We start from the raw sequence: 15,369 nt of genomic DNA, 5'->3' as shown, positions 1-15,369 counted from the left end.
CCGCACCGCGCGCTCACGGCCCGTCAGCCAGCAGCGGCACGACGCAGCGGCTGTCCGCGGCCAGTCCCGCCCAGAGCAGCCGCTCACCCGGACGCAGCAGGCGCTCGCCGGGCGCCAGGGCCACCTGCGCCGCCGTGGAGCGCACCAGCGTGAAGCGCAGGACCCTGCCCTCGCGGCGCAGGGTCAGCCCGGCCTGCGGCCAGTGCGTGGGCAGGCAGGGCGTGAAGCACAACCCCTGCGCGTCGAGCTGCAGCCCGAACATCGACTCGATCGCCGCCCGGTGCAGCCACGCCGCCGCCCCCGTGTACCAGCTCCAGCCGCCGCGCCCCACGTACGGCGGCTGGCTGTAGACATCGCCCGCCATCGCATAGGGCTCGATGCCATAGACGGCACCGCGGGTCGGGTGCGCGGCCCGGTGCGCCGGGCTGAGGTAGGTGAAGTAGCGGTAGACGGTGTCGCCCGCGCTGGCCACGCCCCGCGTCAGCTGGTGCGGGTGTTCGGCCTGCGCCTCGGCCATCAGCGCCCAGACGCCGGCGTGCGAATACTGCCCGCCGTTCTCGCGCACCCCGGGCGGGTAGGCCTGGATGTAGCCGGCACTCGGCTCGGCCTCGGCCAGCGGCGGGTCGAGCAGGCGGATCAGCCCGGCGTCGTGGTCGACGAGGTGGGTTTCCACCGCGGCCAGCGCCAGGTGCTGCCAGGTGGGCGGCGCCACCTTCGACAGCACCGCCCAGGCCTGCGCGATCAGGTCGATCTTCGCCTCGGGATTGGCCTGGGCGCCGAGCGCCGTGCCGTCGTCGAAGAAGGCGCGCTTGAACCACTGGCCGTCCCAGGCCGGACCGAGCAGCGCCAGCGTCCAGCCCTGGGCTGCGTGTTCCCAGCGCTGGGCGCGTTCCTCGTCGCCGCGGGCGCGGGCCAGTGGCGCGAAGTCCGCCACCAGCTTGCACAGGAACCAGCCCAGCCAGACCGACTCGCCGCGGCCTTCGATGCCGACGCGGTTCATGCCGTCGTTCCAGTCGCCGCTGCCCATCAGCGGCAGGCCGTGCACGCCGACGCGCAGGCTGTGGTCGATGCTGCGGGCGGCGTGCTCGTAGACCGACGCGGTCTCGTCGCTGGTGGTGGGGGTGTAGTACGCATCCTCGGCGCCTTCGGGGATCGCGGTCCCTTCCAGGAAGGCCACCGGCTGGTCGAGCAAGGCGGTGTCGCCCGTGGCCCGCAGGTAGTGTGCGCAGGCGTGCGGCAGCCACAGCAGGTCGTCGGAGAAATGCGTGCGCACGCCGGCCCCCTGCGGCGCGTGCCACCAGTGCTGCACATCGCCCTCGGCGAACTGCCGCGAGGCGCACAGCACGATCTGGTCGCGCAGCATCTGCGGCGCGGCCCAGGCCAGCGCCATCGCGTCCTGCAACTGGTCGCGAAAGCCCGTGGCACCGCCGGCCTGGTAGAAGCCGGCCTTGGCCCACAGGCGGCACGACACGGTCTGGTAGAGCAGCCAGCGGTTCACCATGGCGTCGAACAGGGGATCGGGCGTCTGCACGGTGGTGGTGCCGAGCAGCGTGTCCCAGCGCTTGCGCACCTCGTCCACGCGCTGCGCCGCCGACCGGCCCGCCGCGACGGTGGCGATGCGGCGGGCGGCCGCAGGGCTTTCCGCGTAGCCGAGCAGGAAGACCCGTTCGCCCTGCTCCCCGCCGGCCAGCGTGAGCCGGCTCGACAGGGCGGCACACGGATCGAAACCGATGCCCTGCTGCCGACCGAAGTGGTCCGGCAGCACAGGGCGGCCGCGCGCGTCGAAGCACTCGCGCCGGTCGCAGGTCCAGTCTTCGCCCTCGCCGTCCGTGTCCGGGCCGGCCAGCGCCAGGAAGGCGGTGCCGTCGCCGAAGCCGCCGGCGCGTTCGCGCTGCGTGGCCAGCAGCGCGGTGAGCCGCTGGGCGGGCAGGCGCTGGCGGACCTGCGCGGTGTGGACGGTGCTGCGGTCGGAGCGGTTCGCGCCCATCATCCATTCCGCCAGACCGATGACGCGCAGGTGCAGCGTGCGCGCACCGTGGTTGACCAGGTGCAACCGGACCTGCTTGACCGCGGTGACAGCATCGACACACCAGGCCGCGGTCACCGCCAGCTCGCCACGCCGGTGGCGGATGACGCTCAGGCCCTGGCCGTGCGCGATCCGGTAGTCGCCGCCCGCCTCGCCGCCATCCTCGGCCGACCGCCCCCAGGCCGAAGGCGCGACGCTCCAGACCTGCAGCGTGCGGAGGTCCTGCAGCAGGAACCATTCGGACGGCGGGTCGGCCACCGGGTCGTTCGACCAGGCGGTGAGCTGGTTCATGCGGCTGTTCACCGCCCAGGTGTAGCCGCCGCCCGCCTCGGACAGCTGCGCGCCGAAGCCGGGGTTGGACAGCACGTTCAGCCACGGCCGCACCGGCCGCCGTCCGGCGCCGACGGGGAAGCGGAAGTCCCCCGATGCCGCGTCGAAGGCGCCCACCGGGGTCGCCACGTGCGCGGGCACCGCGCTGGTCGCGAGCACGGCGGTCGAGACCTCCTGCCGGGCGGCGAGCGCCTGTTCGTGCCACGCGCTCCAGGCCTGGACGTGGTGCAGCAGAGGCCGGCCGTCGCCGTGGAAGCGCACCCGCGCCAGCGTCTTCAGCGTGGACAACTCGTCCGGGCTCAGCTCCTCCGCGCTCAGCACATGCAGCGTCGTGGCGGGCGCACCGGCCACACGGCGCTCGGCGGCGCTGTCGGCGGTGTGGCGGTCGCGCAGCACGTGGATCTCGCGCTGCACCGGCATCAGGTAGGACGCCGGCTCCGCATTGACCACCACCAGGTCGCAGGCCACCTCGCCCCAGGACCACAGCCGCAGCGCCTGCGCCAGCGAGCGCACCAGCCCCAGGTCCTGCACGGTGGCGATCTGGACCAGCACCAGCGGCCGCTCGCCCGACAGCCCGAAGCGCCAGAGCAGGCGCCGGTCGCAGACACCAAGGTCTTCCAGCGCGACGGTCCGCGTCGGCGGCCGGGTCACGCTGAACAGCAGCGCCGTGGACAGCAGCTGCACCGCGGCGAAGTGTTCCGGGCTGATGCGCAGCGCCCGCAGCCGGATGCCGGTCAGCGTGGCCGACATCAGCGAGGCGCGCTTGACGTGGCTGGGCTGGCGGTACTTGTCGATCACGGCGTGCAGCGTGCCGCCGTTGTCGGAAGCAGCGGTGGCAAAGGTCAGCTGCGACACCGAATGGGGTGCCAGCCGCAGCCGCACCGCCATCGCGCAGACGGGGTCCAGCCCGGTGTCCAGCCGCACACGCTCGTCACCCGTGCCGACCGGCGCGGCATCGAACTCCGCCAGCGGATCGCCCACCGCCCGGTTGCGGCCCAGCCAGCGCTGGCGGTCGGTCTGCAGGCGCACCTCGGTGGTCTGCGGATCGGTGTCGGCCAGGAAATGCGCCACCTGCAGGCCATGTTCGGTCGGCAGCCGCGGCTGGCGGGCGAAAACCAGCGCCTGTTGCGACGCCTGCCATTCGGCGCGCACGAACAGATTGGTGAAGGCGGGATGCGCCTCGTCGGCGCGGGCATCCGACAGGGTGATGTCGAAGGCCGAGAGCAGCTCGACCTCGATCGTGCGGTCGCTCAGGTTGTGCAGCGCGACCTGGCGGAACTCGATGTCGTCCTCCGGGCTGACCCAGACCGTGATGTGCGCCTGCAGCTCGGTCCAGCGCGCGTCCAGGCAGACCCGGTCGGCGTGGAAGATGCTGTGGTAGTGGGCGGCGGGGTCGGGGGCGGGGTGCTGGGTGAGCGACACCGGCGTCGGCTGGCGGTCCCAGCGCAGGTAGAAGAAACTGCCGTGGGCGTCGCGCAGCGCGTCGTCGCGCCAGCGGGTGATGCCTGTCGCGCCCCAGCGGCTCCAGCCGGCGCCGTTGGCGCGCAGCGAGACGTTGTAGCGGCCGTTCGAGAGCACATGGGTCGGCTCGACCGCGGCCACGCCCGGCACCACCTCGCGCAGCAGGCCCGGCGCGCGGCGCTGCAGCGCCTGCAGCGGCGGCCCGGCGGGCAGCGTCACCAGCACGGGCACCTCGCGCGGCGCCCGTTCGTGCAGCAGCGAATCGACCGCCTCGATGTGCGCATTCGCCATGCCCCAGCGCTGCGCCACGCCACCCAGCAGCACATTGGCCAGCGCGACGATGGTCATGCCCTGGTGGTGGGCCATGAAGGTGCTGACCGGCGTGAAGGTCGCGCCGTCCCCTTGCCGGGAGGGCGAAAAATCGAGGGCTTCCAGGAAGCCGTACGGTCCCCGGGCCCCCAGCTTCTCCAGCGCCGTGAAGTTCGCCGCCGCCCGCTGCGGGGCGATCAGCGCGGCCAGTGCCGTCGCGTAGGGGGCGATCACCAGCTCGCCTGGCGGCGTGCGGCGCAGGGCCAGCCGAGGCACGCCCTGCGGCGCGTACTGGTAGGCCAGCGTGTGGTCACGCCCGGCGTAGGCCGACTCCGAAATGCCCCAGGGCACGCCCTGCCCGGCCGCGAAGGCGATCTGCTCGCGCAAGGCGGCGTGGCAGGCCTCGCGCAGCACGCTGCCGTGCGGCTCGTCCAGCACGAGGCTGGGCATCAGGTACTCGAACATCGAGCCGGACCACGAGCGCAGCCCCGCGTGGTCGCCCACCGCGTAGAACGGCCGGCCGAGCGCCGCCCAGTGGCCCACCGGCACGTCGCCCTTGGCAATGGCCAGCAGGCTGGTCAGGCGGGACTCGGAGGCCAGCAGGTCGTAGAAACCGGCGTCGAGCTGCTGCTCGGTGACGCGGTAGCCGATGTGCAGCAGGTGGCGCTTGCGGTGGTAGAGGAAGCCGAAATCGGCCTCCCAGGCGAGCTGCTCGCAGGCAGCGGCCAGCGCGCGCAGGCGCTGCAGCGTGTCGGGCGTTTCGGTCGGGTCCGGCGCCTCGGCCAGCGCCAGACAGGCCTGCGCGACCGCGAGCAGGTGGCCGCTCAGGTTGCCGCTGTCCACGGTGGAGACGTACATCGGCAGCAGCGGCGCGCCGGTCTGCGTGTCGTACCAGTTGAGGAAGTGGCCGCGGTGGCGCTCCAGCGTGGCGAGCGTGGCCAGCGTGGCTTCCAGCCGGGTGACCAGCTCGGGGGTGCCGATCCAGCCGAAGGCGCGGGCACAGGCGGCGCTGAGCAGGTAGAGGCCGATGTTGGTCGGCGAGGTGCGGTGCGCGACCATGTCGTGCGGCAGGGTCTGCAGGTTGTCGGGCGGCAGGAAGCGGTCGTCCGGACCGATCACGCGCTCGAACAGGCGCCAGGTGTCGCGGGCGATGGCCTCCAGGCGCATTCGCTCGGCGGGGGGCAGTTCGGCGTCCGCGCGGGCCGGACGGGGCCGGCTCACCCACCAGGTGGTCAAGGGTGACGCCGCCCACAGCAGGCACAGCGCCGCGGAGAAGACCGGGTACGGCGTGCCCGCGGCCAGCAGGAGGCCGAACAGCACCAGCGCCACGACCGGCTCCGAAGCATGGCCACGCGCCACCACCCGCAGATCGACCGAGGCGGCGGCCTGCGCCGCGGCCGCGGTGGTCCACTGCAGCAGGTGGCGCCGGCTGACCAGCAGGCGGTACAGCGCGCGGACGATCGCGTCCACCGCCATCAGGGCCTGCTGCAGCAGTTGCGCCAGCAGGTACAGCCCGCTGCCCAGTGCGCGCACCACGTCGCGCGCCGCAGCGCTGAAGAAGTAGCCCCGGGCCAGGTCTGCGCGGCCCGGCAGGAAGCCGGCGACCGCGCCCATGGCCGGACCAGCGGCGAACGCGGCCAGCACCAGACCCAGCGCCACCCACGGCGACACGCCCACCCCGGCCAGCGAGAGCAGCAGCAGCCCGAGCGACATCGGCGCCACCAGCGAGCGGCGCAGGTTGTCGAACAGCTTCCAGGCGTTCACCGCACGCAGCCCGTAGCGGCGCGGCTGCAGCAGGAAGGGCAGCAGCTGCCAGTCGCCGCGGGTCCAGCGGTGCACGCGCGAGGCGGCCACATCGGCGTGGAACGGGGCGTCCTCGACCAGCGCGATGTCGGTGACGGTGGCACAGCGGACCATCGAGCCTTCGAGCAGATCGTGGCTGAGCACGCTGCCCTCGGGCAGGCGGCCGGCCAGCACGGCGTGCATGGCCTGCACGTTCAGCAGGCCCTTGCCAGTGAAGGTGCCTTCGCCGAACAGGTCCTGGTAGACCTCGGAGCTGGCGGCGCTGTACGGATCGATGCCGCACTGGCCGGCGAACAGCCAGTGGTAGACGGTGACGTCGGTCGGCGCCGGCAGCGGCGTGACGATGCGCGGCTGCAGGATGCCGTAGCCGGCGACCACGGCGCGGCCCGTGGCGTCGAAGCGCGGCTGGTTGTGCGGGTGCGCAGCGACGCCGACCAGCTCGCGCAGCCGGCCCGGGGGCAGGCGGGTGTCGCTGTCGAGCGTGACCAGGTAGCGGGTCCCTGGCGCGATGGACGACTCGGCCCCCAGGTCCAGAAAGGGAGCAGCCGGGCCGGGCGCAGACGCGGACACAGACGCAGGCAGGACGAGCGCCTCGACCAGTTGCTCCAGCTTGCCGCGCTTGCGTTCCCAGCCGATCCAGCGCTGCTCGGTCGGGCTGAACAGGCGCGCGCGGTGCAGCACGAGGAAGCGCGGCGCGGCGGTGGGGTCCGCGCCGCTGGCGGGATGGCGGGCGTTGAGCGCGCGGACTTGCCGGACGGCATCGTCCAGCAGCGCCGCGTCGGTCGCGCACTGCGCCGTGTCGGCGTCGGCCCAGTCGGTCAGCAGCGCGAACTGGGTGTGGCGCTCGGGGTTGGCCAGGTGGTGCAGCAGCAGCCGGTGCACCAGCGCGCGGGTGGAGGCCGCGTCGGTCAGCATGCCCGGGACCACCACCATGGCGCGGTGTTCGGCTGGAATGCCCTCCGCCAGCGCCAGCCGGGGCAGGTGCTGCGGCCGGGTGGACTCGCTGATGAGCCGGTGCAGCACGGCCACCACCGCCTCGGACACCGGGAACAGCATCAGCACGACGCCCAGCACGCCGCCGAGCAGGCGCCAGTCGCTGAGCAGCTCGACGCCGTGTCGGCGCATCAGCCAGGCGATCGCCCCGACGGTGCCGGCCAGCAGCACCCCGAGGTAGAGCGGCAGGGCCAGCCGGCGGGCGGCGGCCCGCCAGCGCTGCGCGCGTTGTTCGTGCAGACCGAGCGCGGCCAGCAGCGCGGGCCGGCCCGCGTCGAACAGCCAGTGGCCGGCGGCGGCGGCAGGCTGGTCGGGGCTGGCCGCGGTGCGCATCTGGTCGAGCAGCGCATCGGCGACCACCACCTCGCTGCGGCCGCTGCGCCGGGCGAGCAGCTCGATGCCGTGCAGCGTCTGGTCGCGCGTGATGGCCTGTTCGGCCGCGAACACGGGCGAGGCCAGCAGGCGCTGCATCAGCGCACTGGTGCGGCCGACGATGTCGGACCAGTCGGCGTCCCCGATGGCGCGCAGCGCGGTGACGGCGTTGCTGACGCTCAGGTTGTCCGCCGCCTGGTCGGCACGCTGCTGGGTCTGCAGGGCGGCCAGATCGGGCAGCGCCCCTTGCAGCCAGGCCAGCACGCGCGCCTGCGCGTCGGAGGTCTCGCCCGCCCAGCGGTCCTGCAGCCGCAGCGCCATCTGGGCCAGGAACACCGGCCCGACACCCCGCCGTGCCAGCACCTCCAGCAGCCGATCCAGGTTCTCCAGCGGGCAGGTGTCGATGCGGTCGCAGCACAGGTTGGCCACTTCGCGGGCGGCCTTGTTGGTCGCCACCCGCTCGGCCAGCCGGCGCAGGTTCTCGATCAGCACCACGCGCAGCGTCGTCGGCAGCGCCCACAGCTCGCTCAGGTTGAGCGTGCGCGCCTCCTGGTAGGCACAGAGGAACTGCACCAGCAGGTCGTCGTCGAAGGCGCCGTCCGTGTGCGCGACAAAGGCCCAGGCGACGCTGTAGATGCGCGGCAGCCCGGCCAGCGGCTCGTCCACCAGCACCGGCAGCGCACGGAAATAGCGCCGCGGCAGGCCGTCGTGGATCTCCTTGAGCTGCGCCTCGATCAGGTGGAAGTTGTCCAGCAGCCACTCGGCGGCGGGGCTGATGTCGTAGCCGGTGGCCGCCTGCACGCCGATGTAGCGGTGGGCGTGGCGCAGCGCGTCGATGTTGCTGCGCAGGCGCGGGAAGAAGGTCTGCGCGTGCGAGGTGGCCCGCTCGGCGCGGTGGGTCTCGCCCAGGCTGCGGCCGTGCTGCGCAAAGCGCTGCGGGCCGAAGATCTCGGCGCGGATGGGCGGGAGGACGGCGTCCGAGGACGCCCCGAGGATGTCCTGCAGGGCCGGCGAGGCGCCCGGGACCAGACGCAGCAGTTCCTGTGGCGCCATGCCTCAGAGGACCAGCCAGCCAGCCGCCACCAGCGCCACCGCACCCAGTGCCGTGGTCACGAGGTGCGAGGCCACAAAACCGTGCACCACTTCGGCGCGGCAGCGCGCGGCGAACAGCCGCCCGCGCAGGCCGCGGCACAGGTCCAGGTGGTCGCCCAGGGCCGACAGTTCCATGGGCGAGGTGTCGGCGGTGTCACCGAACGAGGCGGTGCTCCAGTGCGGGCCGGATTGAAAGGGGGTGGTCATGGAACGCTCCGGGCGCGGCGCCAGGGGGTGCCGCAAAAAGGGATGGGGATGACCCGATGGTGCGACGCACCATGGCCACCGTCTGTCAGACGAGGTGCCGCGCTTCGAAGGACGGGACGCCGAGCGTGTCGGTGTACGAACCGCAGTCGGTGGCGTAGCAGGTGCACGCGCTGGCTTCGAGTCCGGCGCGGTCCAGCACCTGCAGCTCACCGCGGTGGTAGAGGATCAGACCGCGGCGCTGCAGCGCGCCCGCCGCCACGGTGACCCCCACCCGGCGCACGCCGAGCATGTAGGCCAGGAACTCGTGCGTGACCCGGAAGTGGTCGGCATGCGCCCGGTCCTGGCTCATCAGCAGCCAGCGGGCCAGCCGCGGCTCGATGAGGTGGAAGCGCAGGCAGGCGGCCGACGTGGCCAGCTGCACCATGCGGACATACAGGAACCGGTGCAGGTAATGCTGCAGCGCCGGGCTGCGGGCCAGCTCCGCCAGAAAATCCGGCACGGTCACCCGCCAGGCGGTGCCGGCGCCCTGCACCAGCGCCTGCAGCGGCGCCACCGCCATGCCCAGCGCCAGCGAGGCGCCCAGCACGCCTTCGCGCCCGACCATGCCGACCTCCAGCCCGGGGTGGCCGTCGAGCTGGGTCACCAGCGAAATGAAGCCGTCGACGGGGAAATGGACATGCTGCAGCGGAACGCCCCGCTCGCACAGCACCTGCGCCAGGACCAGCGAGACCGGCTCGCACCGGGCCAGCAGGCGCAGCCGGTCCGCGTCGGGCAGCAAGGCGATCAGGTGGTTCTGGGGAGGGGTCATGCGGCACTCCGGTGCGTTGGTGCATTGGTGCCCCGTCCCGGCGGGCAGCAGGCGAAGGGAACGGCCCACTGTGCGCGTCCACCGCCGCACAGATCTGTGCGGTAGCACGCATACCCCCCACCCCCCTGTTTCGGGGCCTCGCAATGTTCGCTGGCGCACAGACCGCCGCGGTCGCTGCTTCTACAAGACAGTGGCTCGAAACACGTACCGGCCGTCTGTCCGGAATCTCGAAAGCACGCTATGCACACCTCCCACATTCGCCATTTCCGCCCGGTCCCGAACGCCATCGCCCTCGCAGCGGTATTCGCATTCACCACCTTGTCCGCACAGGCGGCGCCCGCACTCGGCTCCGCGCAGACCTTCGCCGTGCTGGCCGGCACCACCGTGACCGACGCCCACAGTGCGCCGAACCTGCCCACGCAGATCTTCGGCGACGTGGGCACCAGTCCTGGCGCGTCGACCACCGGCCTGTTCTCCGGCGTCAACGTCAACGGCGGAACCGTGCACGCCAACGACGCCGTCGCCCAGACGGCCATCGCCGATGCGACGACCGCCTACAACGCCCTCGCCGGCCTGGCCTTCGACACCAACCTGACCGGCCAGGTGATGGGCTCGCCCGGACTCGCCACGCTGACGCCGGGGGTCTACCGCTTCGACACCTCCGCGCAGCTGACTGGCACGCTGGTGCTCGATTTCCTGAGCAACCCGGGCGGCAACTTCGTCTTCCAGATCGGCAGCACGCTGACCACTGCCAGTGACTCGTTCATCAGCGTGCTCAACGCCAGCGCCGGCAGCGGGATCTACTGGCAGATCGGCACCTCCGCCACGCTGGGCACCGGCACCGACTTCGCCGGCAACCTGCTGGCCCTGACCAGCGTGACGCTCAACGACGGCGCGCAGATCGTGTGCGGCCGCGCGATCGGCCTGACCGGCGCGGTCACGCTGACGGACAACCTCGTCTCGAACGACTGCGGCGCGCAGAACTTCGGCACCAGCCTCGGCGATGCGGGCAGCCTGGGGTTCAGCGGCGGCCCGCTGGCACCCGTGACGCCAGTGCCGGAACCGACGACGGCCATGCTCTTTCTGGCGGGATTGACTGGCGTGGCCGCCACGCGGATGAAGCGATCGACACCAGCGGCCTCCACGGTGGCCGCGTCGGCAGCAACGGTCTGAACCCCGCCCCGGCCGTGGCAGACGCACAACCCGCCGCCACTGGCCGCCACCGCTGGTGGTGGCTGGCAGGCCTGGTCGCCACGGTGCTGGTCGTGACACTGGCCGTGCGCTGGTGGCGCGGCCCGCTGGTGGCGACCGACACCGTGGTGCGGCGCGATTTCGTGCAGACGGTAGTCGCCAGCGGCCGGGTCGAGACGCCGCACCGGGTCGATCTGGGCGTGCAGCTCACCGGCACGGTCACCCGCGTGGCGGTCACGCCGGGCAGCCTGGTGCAGGCCGGCGACGCGCTGGTGGAATTGCGCGCGGTCGAGCTGCAGGCCACGGAAACCCAGGCCGCCGCCGCGCTCACGCAAGCGCAGGCGCGCCTGCGGCAGTTGCTCGAAGTCCAGGCCCCGGTGGCGGCGCAGGGCGTGCACGAAGCACAGGCCGGACTCGCCGCCGCCGACGCCGCGCTGCGTCGCCAGCGGACGCTGTTCGCCCGCGGCTTCGTCGGCCAGGCCGCGCTGGACGAGACCATCCGCGCGGCCGACACCGCGGGCGCGCAGGTGCGCACGGCCCAGCTCCAGCGCGACACCACCCGCCCCGCCGGCAGCGACCACGCGCTGGCGACCGCTGGCGTCGCCAGCGCCCAGGCGGGTCTGCACGCCGCCCGCGCCCGCACCGCCTACAGCGTCCTGCGTGCCCCGGTGGCCGGCACGCTGATCGGCCGCGATGTCGAGGTCGGTGACGTGGTCCAGCCAGGCAAGGTGCTGCTCACCCTGTCGCCCGCGGGCACCACGCAACTGGTGGTCGCCATCGACGAACGCAACCTGGGCCTGCTCGCCCTGCACCAGCCGGCCGTGGCGTCGGCGGATGCCTATGCGCAGAAGCGGTTCGCGGCGGTGCTGGCGTCCATCTACCCCAGCGTCAACGCACAGACGGGCGCGGTCGAGGTGCGCCTGGACGTGCCCGCGCCACCGGCCACGCTGCGCCAGGACATGACGGTGTCGGTCGACATCGAGGTGGCGCGGCGGCCGAAGGCCCTGCTGGTCCCCACGGGGGCCGTGCACGACGCCGGGACCGCCACGCCCTGGGTGCTGCGGGTCGAAGCAGGCCATGCCGTGCGGCGCGTAGTCCGGCTCGGCCTGCACGGCGGTGCCGTGACCGAGGTGCTCGACGGGCTGCAGGAGGGCGATGCGGTCCTGCCGGTCTCGGCGGCCACCACCGCCGGCGCCCGCGTGCGGGTCCAGCCGCCAGCACGGACCGACTGACCCGGCATGTTTCCCACCTGGCAACCATTCGAATGGATCGTCGCGATCCGCTTCCTGCGCGAGGGGCGGCTGCAGACGCTGTTCATCGTCGCCGGCGTGGCGATCGGCGTGGCGGTGATCGTGTTCATGTCGGCGCTGATGACCGGCCTGCAGCAGAGCTTCATCCACCGCGTGCTGTCCACCCAGGGCCACATCCAGTTGCTGCCGCCGCGCCAGGTGGCGCGCCCGCTGCGCCAGGGCACCGATGCCCGCCCCGGCGAAGTCGAAGGTGCCACCGTGCAGATCCCGCCGCAGACGCTGCAATCGATCGACCAGTGGCAGGCCGTGGCCCTGCAGGTCCGCGCGATGCCCGGGGTGCGCGACGTGTCGCCCGTGGCCGGCGGCTCGGCCCTGGTGGTGCGCGGCAACGCGAGCAAGGCCGTCGCGGTGGTCGGCATGGAGCCGGCGCTCTACTACCGCATCATCGCGCTCGACCAGAAGATGGTCCGCGGCACCGCGCAGCTCGGTGGCGCGGACCTGCTGGTCGGCACCGAGCTGGCGACCGACCTCGGGGTGGACGTGGGCGACAAGCTGCGCCTGAGCACGGCGGCCGGCGCCGGAGCGACCACGACGCTGCGCATCGCGGGCCTGTTCGATCTCGGCAACCGCGGCGCCAACGCGCGCAATGTCTTCGTCGCGCTGCACACCGGGCAGAGCCTGCTGGCCCTGCCCGGCGGCGTGACCAGCCTGGACGTGGCGGTGGACGATGTCTACATCGCCGAGGCCATCGCACAGCGCATCACCACGGCCACCGGTGTCGAAGCCAACAGCTGGATCCGCACCAACGCCGAACTTTTCACCGCCATCAGCGCGCAGAACACCTCGAACACCGCGATCCGCTTCTTCGTGGGCCTGTCGGTGGCCTTCGGCATCGCCAGCGTGCTGGCGGTGGTGGTCGTGCAGAAGTCGCGCGAGATCGGCATCCTGCGCGCGATGGGCATCTCGCAGGGGCAGGTCCTGCGGCTGTTCCTGCTCCAGGGCGGGCTGCTCGGGCTGGGTGGCGCGGTTGCCGGCTGCGGCCTCGGGGTCGCGATCCTAGTGACCTGGCAACGCTCGGCGCACACGGCGGACGGCTCGCCGCTGTTCGCGCTGGTGCTGGAGCCGTCGCTGTTCGCCGCGGCGCTGGGGCTGGCCACGGTCACCGGGCTGGTGGCGGCGTACGCGCCTGCCCGGCGGGCGGCGCGGCTGGACCCGGTGGAGGCCATCGGTGGCTGAGCCGGCGGCAGACACTGGCGCCGCCCTGGTGGTGCAGCTGACAGGCGTGCGCAAGGCCTACAACGTCGGCCGGCCGTTCGAGACCGAGGTGCTGCACGGCATCGACCTCACCGTGCGGCGCGGCGAGTTCTGCGCCGTGATGGGCCCGTCCGGCTCGGGCAAGAGCACGCTGCTGAACCTCGTCGGCCTGCTCGACCGGCCCACCGCGGGCACGCTGCGCGTGTGCGGCGAAGACACCACGGTGCTCGACGACCGGGCGCTGACGCGCCTGCGCGGCCACAGCATCGGCTTCGTGTTCCAGCACCACCACCTCATCACCGCCTTCACCGCGATCGAGAACGTGATGATGCCGATGCTGGGCGCAGCCGGGTTTCCGGACGCCGCAATGCGCACGCGCGCTGCGGCGCTGATCGACAGCGTCGGTCTGAGCGCCTGGCAGGACCACCTGGCCGGGCAGCTCAGCGGCGGTCAGCAGCAGCGCGTGGCGGTGGCGCGGGCGCTGGCGATGGACCCGGCGCTGCTGCTGGCCGACGAGCCGACCGGCAACCTCGACACCCAGAGCGCCGACGCGGTGTTCGCGCTGCTGCGCCACTTCAACGCGACGCACGGCACCACGGTGCTCTTCGTCACCCACAACCCGGCGCTGGCGGCGCGTTGCGACCGCACGATCCAGGTCGTGGACGGCCGCATCCTCACTGGAGCGACTTGACCAGCGCGTCGAACTGCGCGTGCAGCGACTGGTCATGCCGCGTCACCGGTGGAATCGGCAGGTCGATCTCCAGCAGCTGGTAGACGGCCATCTGCGCCGCCCGCACCGAATACTCGACCGTGAAGACCACGTCCTCCGGCACCTCGACGAACTGGCTGATGAAGGCGAAGTTGGTCGAACCCGGTGGCACCGGCAGCGGCCGGTCTCCGGGCAGGCGCGGCATGAACATGCTGGTCAGGTAGGGCATGCGGCAGGGAATGCAGTGGCCCGAGGCGACCGTCTCCAGATCGAAGCGCAGGTGCCCGCACAGCTCGCGCAGGATCTCCTCGCCGTTGCAGTCGGCCATCGGCTTGGCCACGAAGTTGCCGATCTGGTCCGGGAACAGCGCGTAGCCCCAGAACACCTGCACGCCCGCCGGCTGGTCCGGGAAGTGCGGCTGGTGCGCCAGCACGATCGACATCAGCCAGTTCGAGTCCTTGAAGGTCACCAGCCCGCCGGTGCCGGCCTCGTTGCCGGTGAAGCGCTGCATGGCGTCGAAGAAGCGCGGATCGGTGAGCGTGACGGTGAAGGACTCCCAGTAGCTCTGGGCAATGCACTGGTTGAACGCGGCCGGGTTGCCGAACGCGGGCCGGTCGCGGGCCAGCCGCTCCCAGAGTGTCCAGCTCACGCTGTCGGCCTTGGTGCGCTTGGCGGGCGCGGCCGTCATCGAGCCGAGGCTGGACGCATCGGTCATCGAGCCGTTCTGCAGGAAAACCAGATCGTCCGGCTGCACGAGGATGCGCTCGCAGCGGCCCGCGTGCTGGCAGTGCAGGCCGGTGACCGTGAAGCTGCCGTCCCGGTCGTGGAAGTCGAGGTCGGTCACGGTGCAATCCGCGACCAGTTGCACGCCCTGGGCCTCCAGCCAGCGCTGCAGCGGCAGCACCAGCGAGTCGTACTGGTTGTAGACCGTGCGCTTGACGCCGGCCAGGGTCTCGATGCGCGAGAACTCCAGCAGGAAGCGGTGCAGGTAGCGGCGGAACTCGACCGCGCTGTGCCAGGGCTGGAAGGCGAAGGTGGTCGACCAGAGGAACCAGAACTCGGTCTCGAAGAAGGACGGCGACAGGCAGTCGGTGATGCAGCGTGCGCCCAGTTCGGCCTCGTCGGCGCGGCTGAGCTGGAGCAGTTCCAGCCGGTCCTGCAGCGAGAAGCCCATCGCATGCACCGGCACCTTGGCGCGCCGGCAGTCGATCAGCCGTGCCATGGCGTTGGCCTGGTGCAGCGCGTTGAAGGCGACGGTCTCGTCGAACACGGTCTGGCCGGCGTGTTCCAGCGACGGGATCGAGCGGAACAGGCCCCAGGTGCACTCGTAGTTGTCGGTGGTGAGCATGCGGCCACCGCGCAGCGAGTAGCCGTGGTCGGGGTGGCCGGCGCCGTCGAGGCTGCCGCCCATGACGGACGCGGCCTCCAGGATGGTGATGCAGCGGCCGGGCACGCCGCCGTCCCGGACCATGAAGGCGGCCGCAGCCAGCGAGCCGATGCCGCCGCCGATGAGGTAGGCCTGGAAGGGTTGGTTTTCGTGTTTGGGATGCATGCCGGACGGTAG

Annotated in this window: 8 protein-coding genes; 4 read left to right on the top strand and 4 right to left on the bottom strand. The window is 72.4% G+C overall.

All coding sequences use genetic code 11. The features are described from left to right. Positions 1 to 13: 13 nt before the first annotated feature. The 3 genes from BDD16_RS19060 to BDD16_RS19050 all read right to left on the bottom strand — a co-directional run bounded on the left by BDD16_RS19060 (position 14) and on the right by BDD16_RS19050 (position 9,401). Complete coding sequence (locus tag BDD16_RS19060; RefSeq protein ID WP_179635393.1) at positions 14 to 8,347, bottom strand: GH36-type glycosyl hydrolase domain-containing protein; 8,334 nt, start codon at positions 8,345 to 8,347, stop codon at positions 14 to 16. Between the two features lie 3 nt (positions 8,348 to 8,350). Continuing rightward, positions 8,351 to 8,593: a hypothetical protein gene (locus tag BDD16_RS19055; protein WP_179635392.1), complete on the bottom strand. Its 243-nt coding sequence runs from the start codon at positions 8,591 to 8,593 to the stop codon at positions 8,351 to 8,353. Between the two features lie 85 nt (positions 8,594 to 8,678). Then, a complete protein-coding gene (locus BDD16_RS19050; RefSeq protein ID WP_179635391.1) occupies positions 8,679 to 9,401 on the bottom strand; it encodes a Crp/Fnr family transcriptional regulator in 723 nt (240 codons plus the stop codon). A 240-nt stretch (positions 9,402 to 9,641) separates the two neighbouring features. Here BDD16_RS19050 and BDD16_RS19045 point away from each other — a divergent pair, with 240 nt between their 5' ends. The 4 genes from BDD16_RS19045 to BDD16_RS19030 are packed head-to-tail and all read left to right on the top strand — an operon-like array spanning position 9,642 to position 13,787. After that, complete coding sequence (locus BDD16_RS19045; protein WP_179635390.1) at positions 9,642 to 10,574, top strand: ice-binding family protein; 933 nt, start codon at positions 9,642 to 9,644, stop codon at positions 10,572 to 10,574. A gap of 14 nt (positions 10,575 to 10,588) precedes the next feature. Then, positions 10,589 to 11,824 (top strand): efflux RND transporter periplasmic adaptor subunit, encoded by a 1,236-nt coding sequence (locus tag BDD16_RS19040; protein WP_310733999.1) that lies wholly within the window; start codon positions 10,589 to 10,591, stop codon positions 11,822 to 11,824. Positions 11,825 to 11,830: 6 nt separating this feature from the next. Next, on the top strand, positions 11,831 to 13,078 hold the full coding sequence (locus BDD16_RS19035; RefSeq protein ID WP_179635389.1) for an FtsX-like permease family protein: 1,248 nt from the start codon (positions 11,831 to 11,833) through the stop codon (positions 13,076 to 13,078). Continuing rightward, positions 13,071 to 13,787, top strand: a complete 717-nt coding sequence (locus BDD16_RS19030; protein WP_310732892.1) for an ABC transporter ATP-binding protein — start codon at positions 13,071 to 13,073, stop codon at positions 13,785 to 13,787. Before BDD16_RS19035 ends, BDD16_RS19030 begins: the two co-directional genes overlap by 8 nt. On the opposite strand, the gene BDD16_RS19025 is transcribed toward BDD16_RS19030, so the two are convergent. Beyond that, positions 13,771 to 15,357, bottom strand: a complete 1,587-nt coding sequence (locus BDD16_RS19025; RefSeq protein ID WP_179635388.1) for an oleate hydratase — start codon at positions 15,355 to 15,357, stop codon at positions 13,771 to 13,773. The genes BDD16_RS19030 and BDD16_RS19025 overlap by 17 nt on opposite strands. Between the last annotated feature and the right edge of the window lie 12 nt (positions 15,358 to 15,369).

The organism is Sphaerotilus montanus, assembly GCF_013410775.1.
Lineage (GTDB): Bacteria > Pseudomonadota > Gammaproteobacteria > Burkholderiales > Burkholderiaceae_C > Sphaerotilus > Sphaerotilus montanus.
Note: the sequence above shows the minus strand (reverse complement) of the source record. Positions and strands in the feature narration are given on the sequence as shown.

Coding starts and splice junctions, on each gene's coding strand:
- BDD16_RS19060 (WP_179635393.1), bottom strand. CDS start 8,347: ATGGCGCCACAGGAACTGCTGCGTCTGGTCCCGGGCGCCTCGCCGGCC.
- BDD16_RS19055 (WP_179635392.1), bottom strand. CDS start 8,593: ATGACCACCCCCTTTCAATCCGGCCCGCACTGGAGCACCGCCTCGTTC.
- BDD16_RS19050 (WP_179635391.1), bottom strand. CDS start 9,401: ATGACCCCTCCCCAGAACCACCTGATCGCCTTGCTGCCCGACGCGGAC.
- BDD16_RS19045 (WP_179635390.1), top strand. CDS start 9,642: ATGCACACCTCCCACATTCGCCATTTCCGCCCGGTCCCGAACGCCATC.
- BDD16_RS19035 (WP_179635389.1), top strand. CDS start 11,831: ATGTTTCCCACCTGGCAACCATTCGAATGGATCGTCGCGATCCGCTTC.
- BDD16_RS19025 (WP_179635388.1), bottom strand. CDS start 15,357: ATGCATCCCAAACACGAAAACCAACCCTTCCAGGCCTACCTCATCGGC.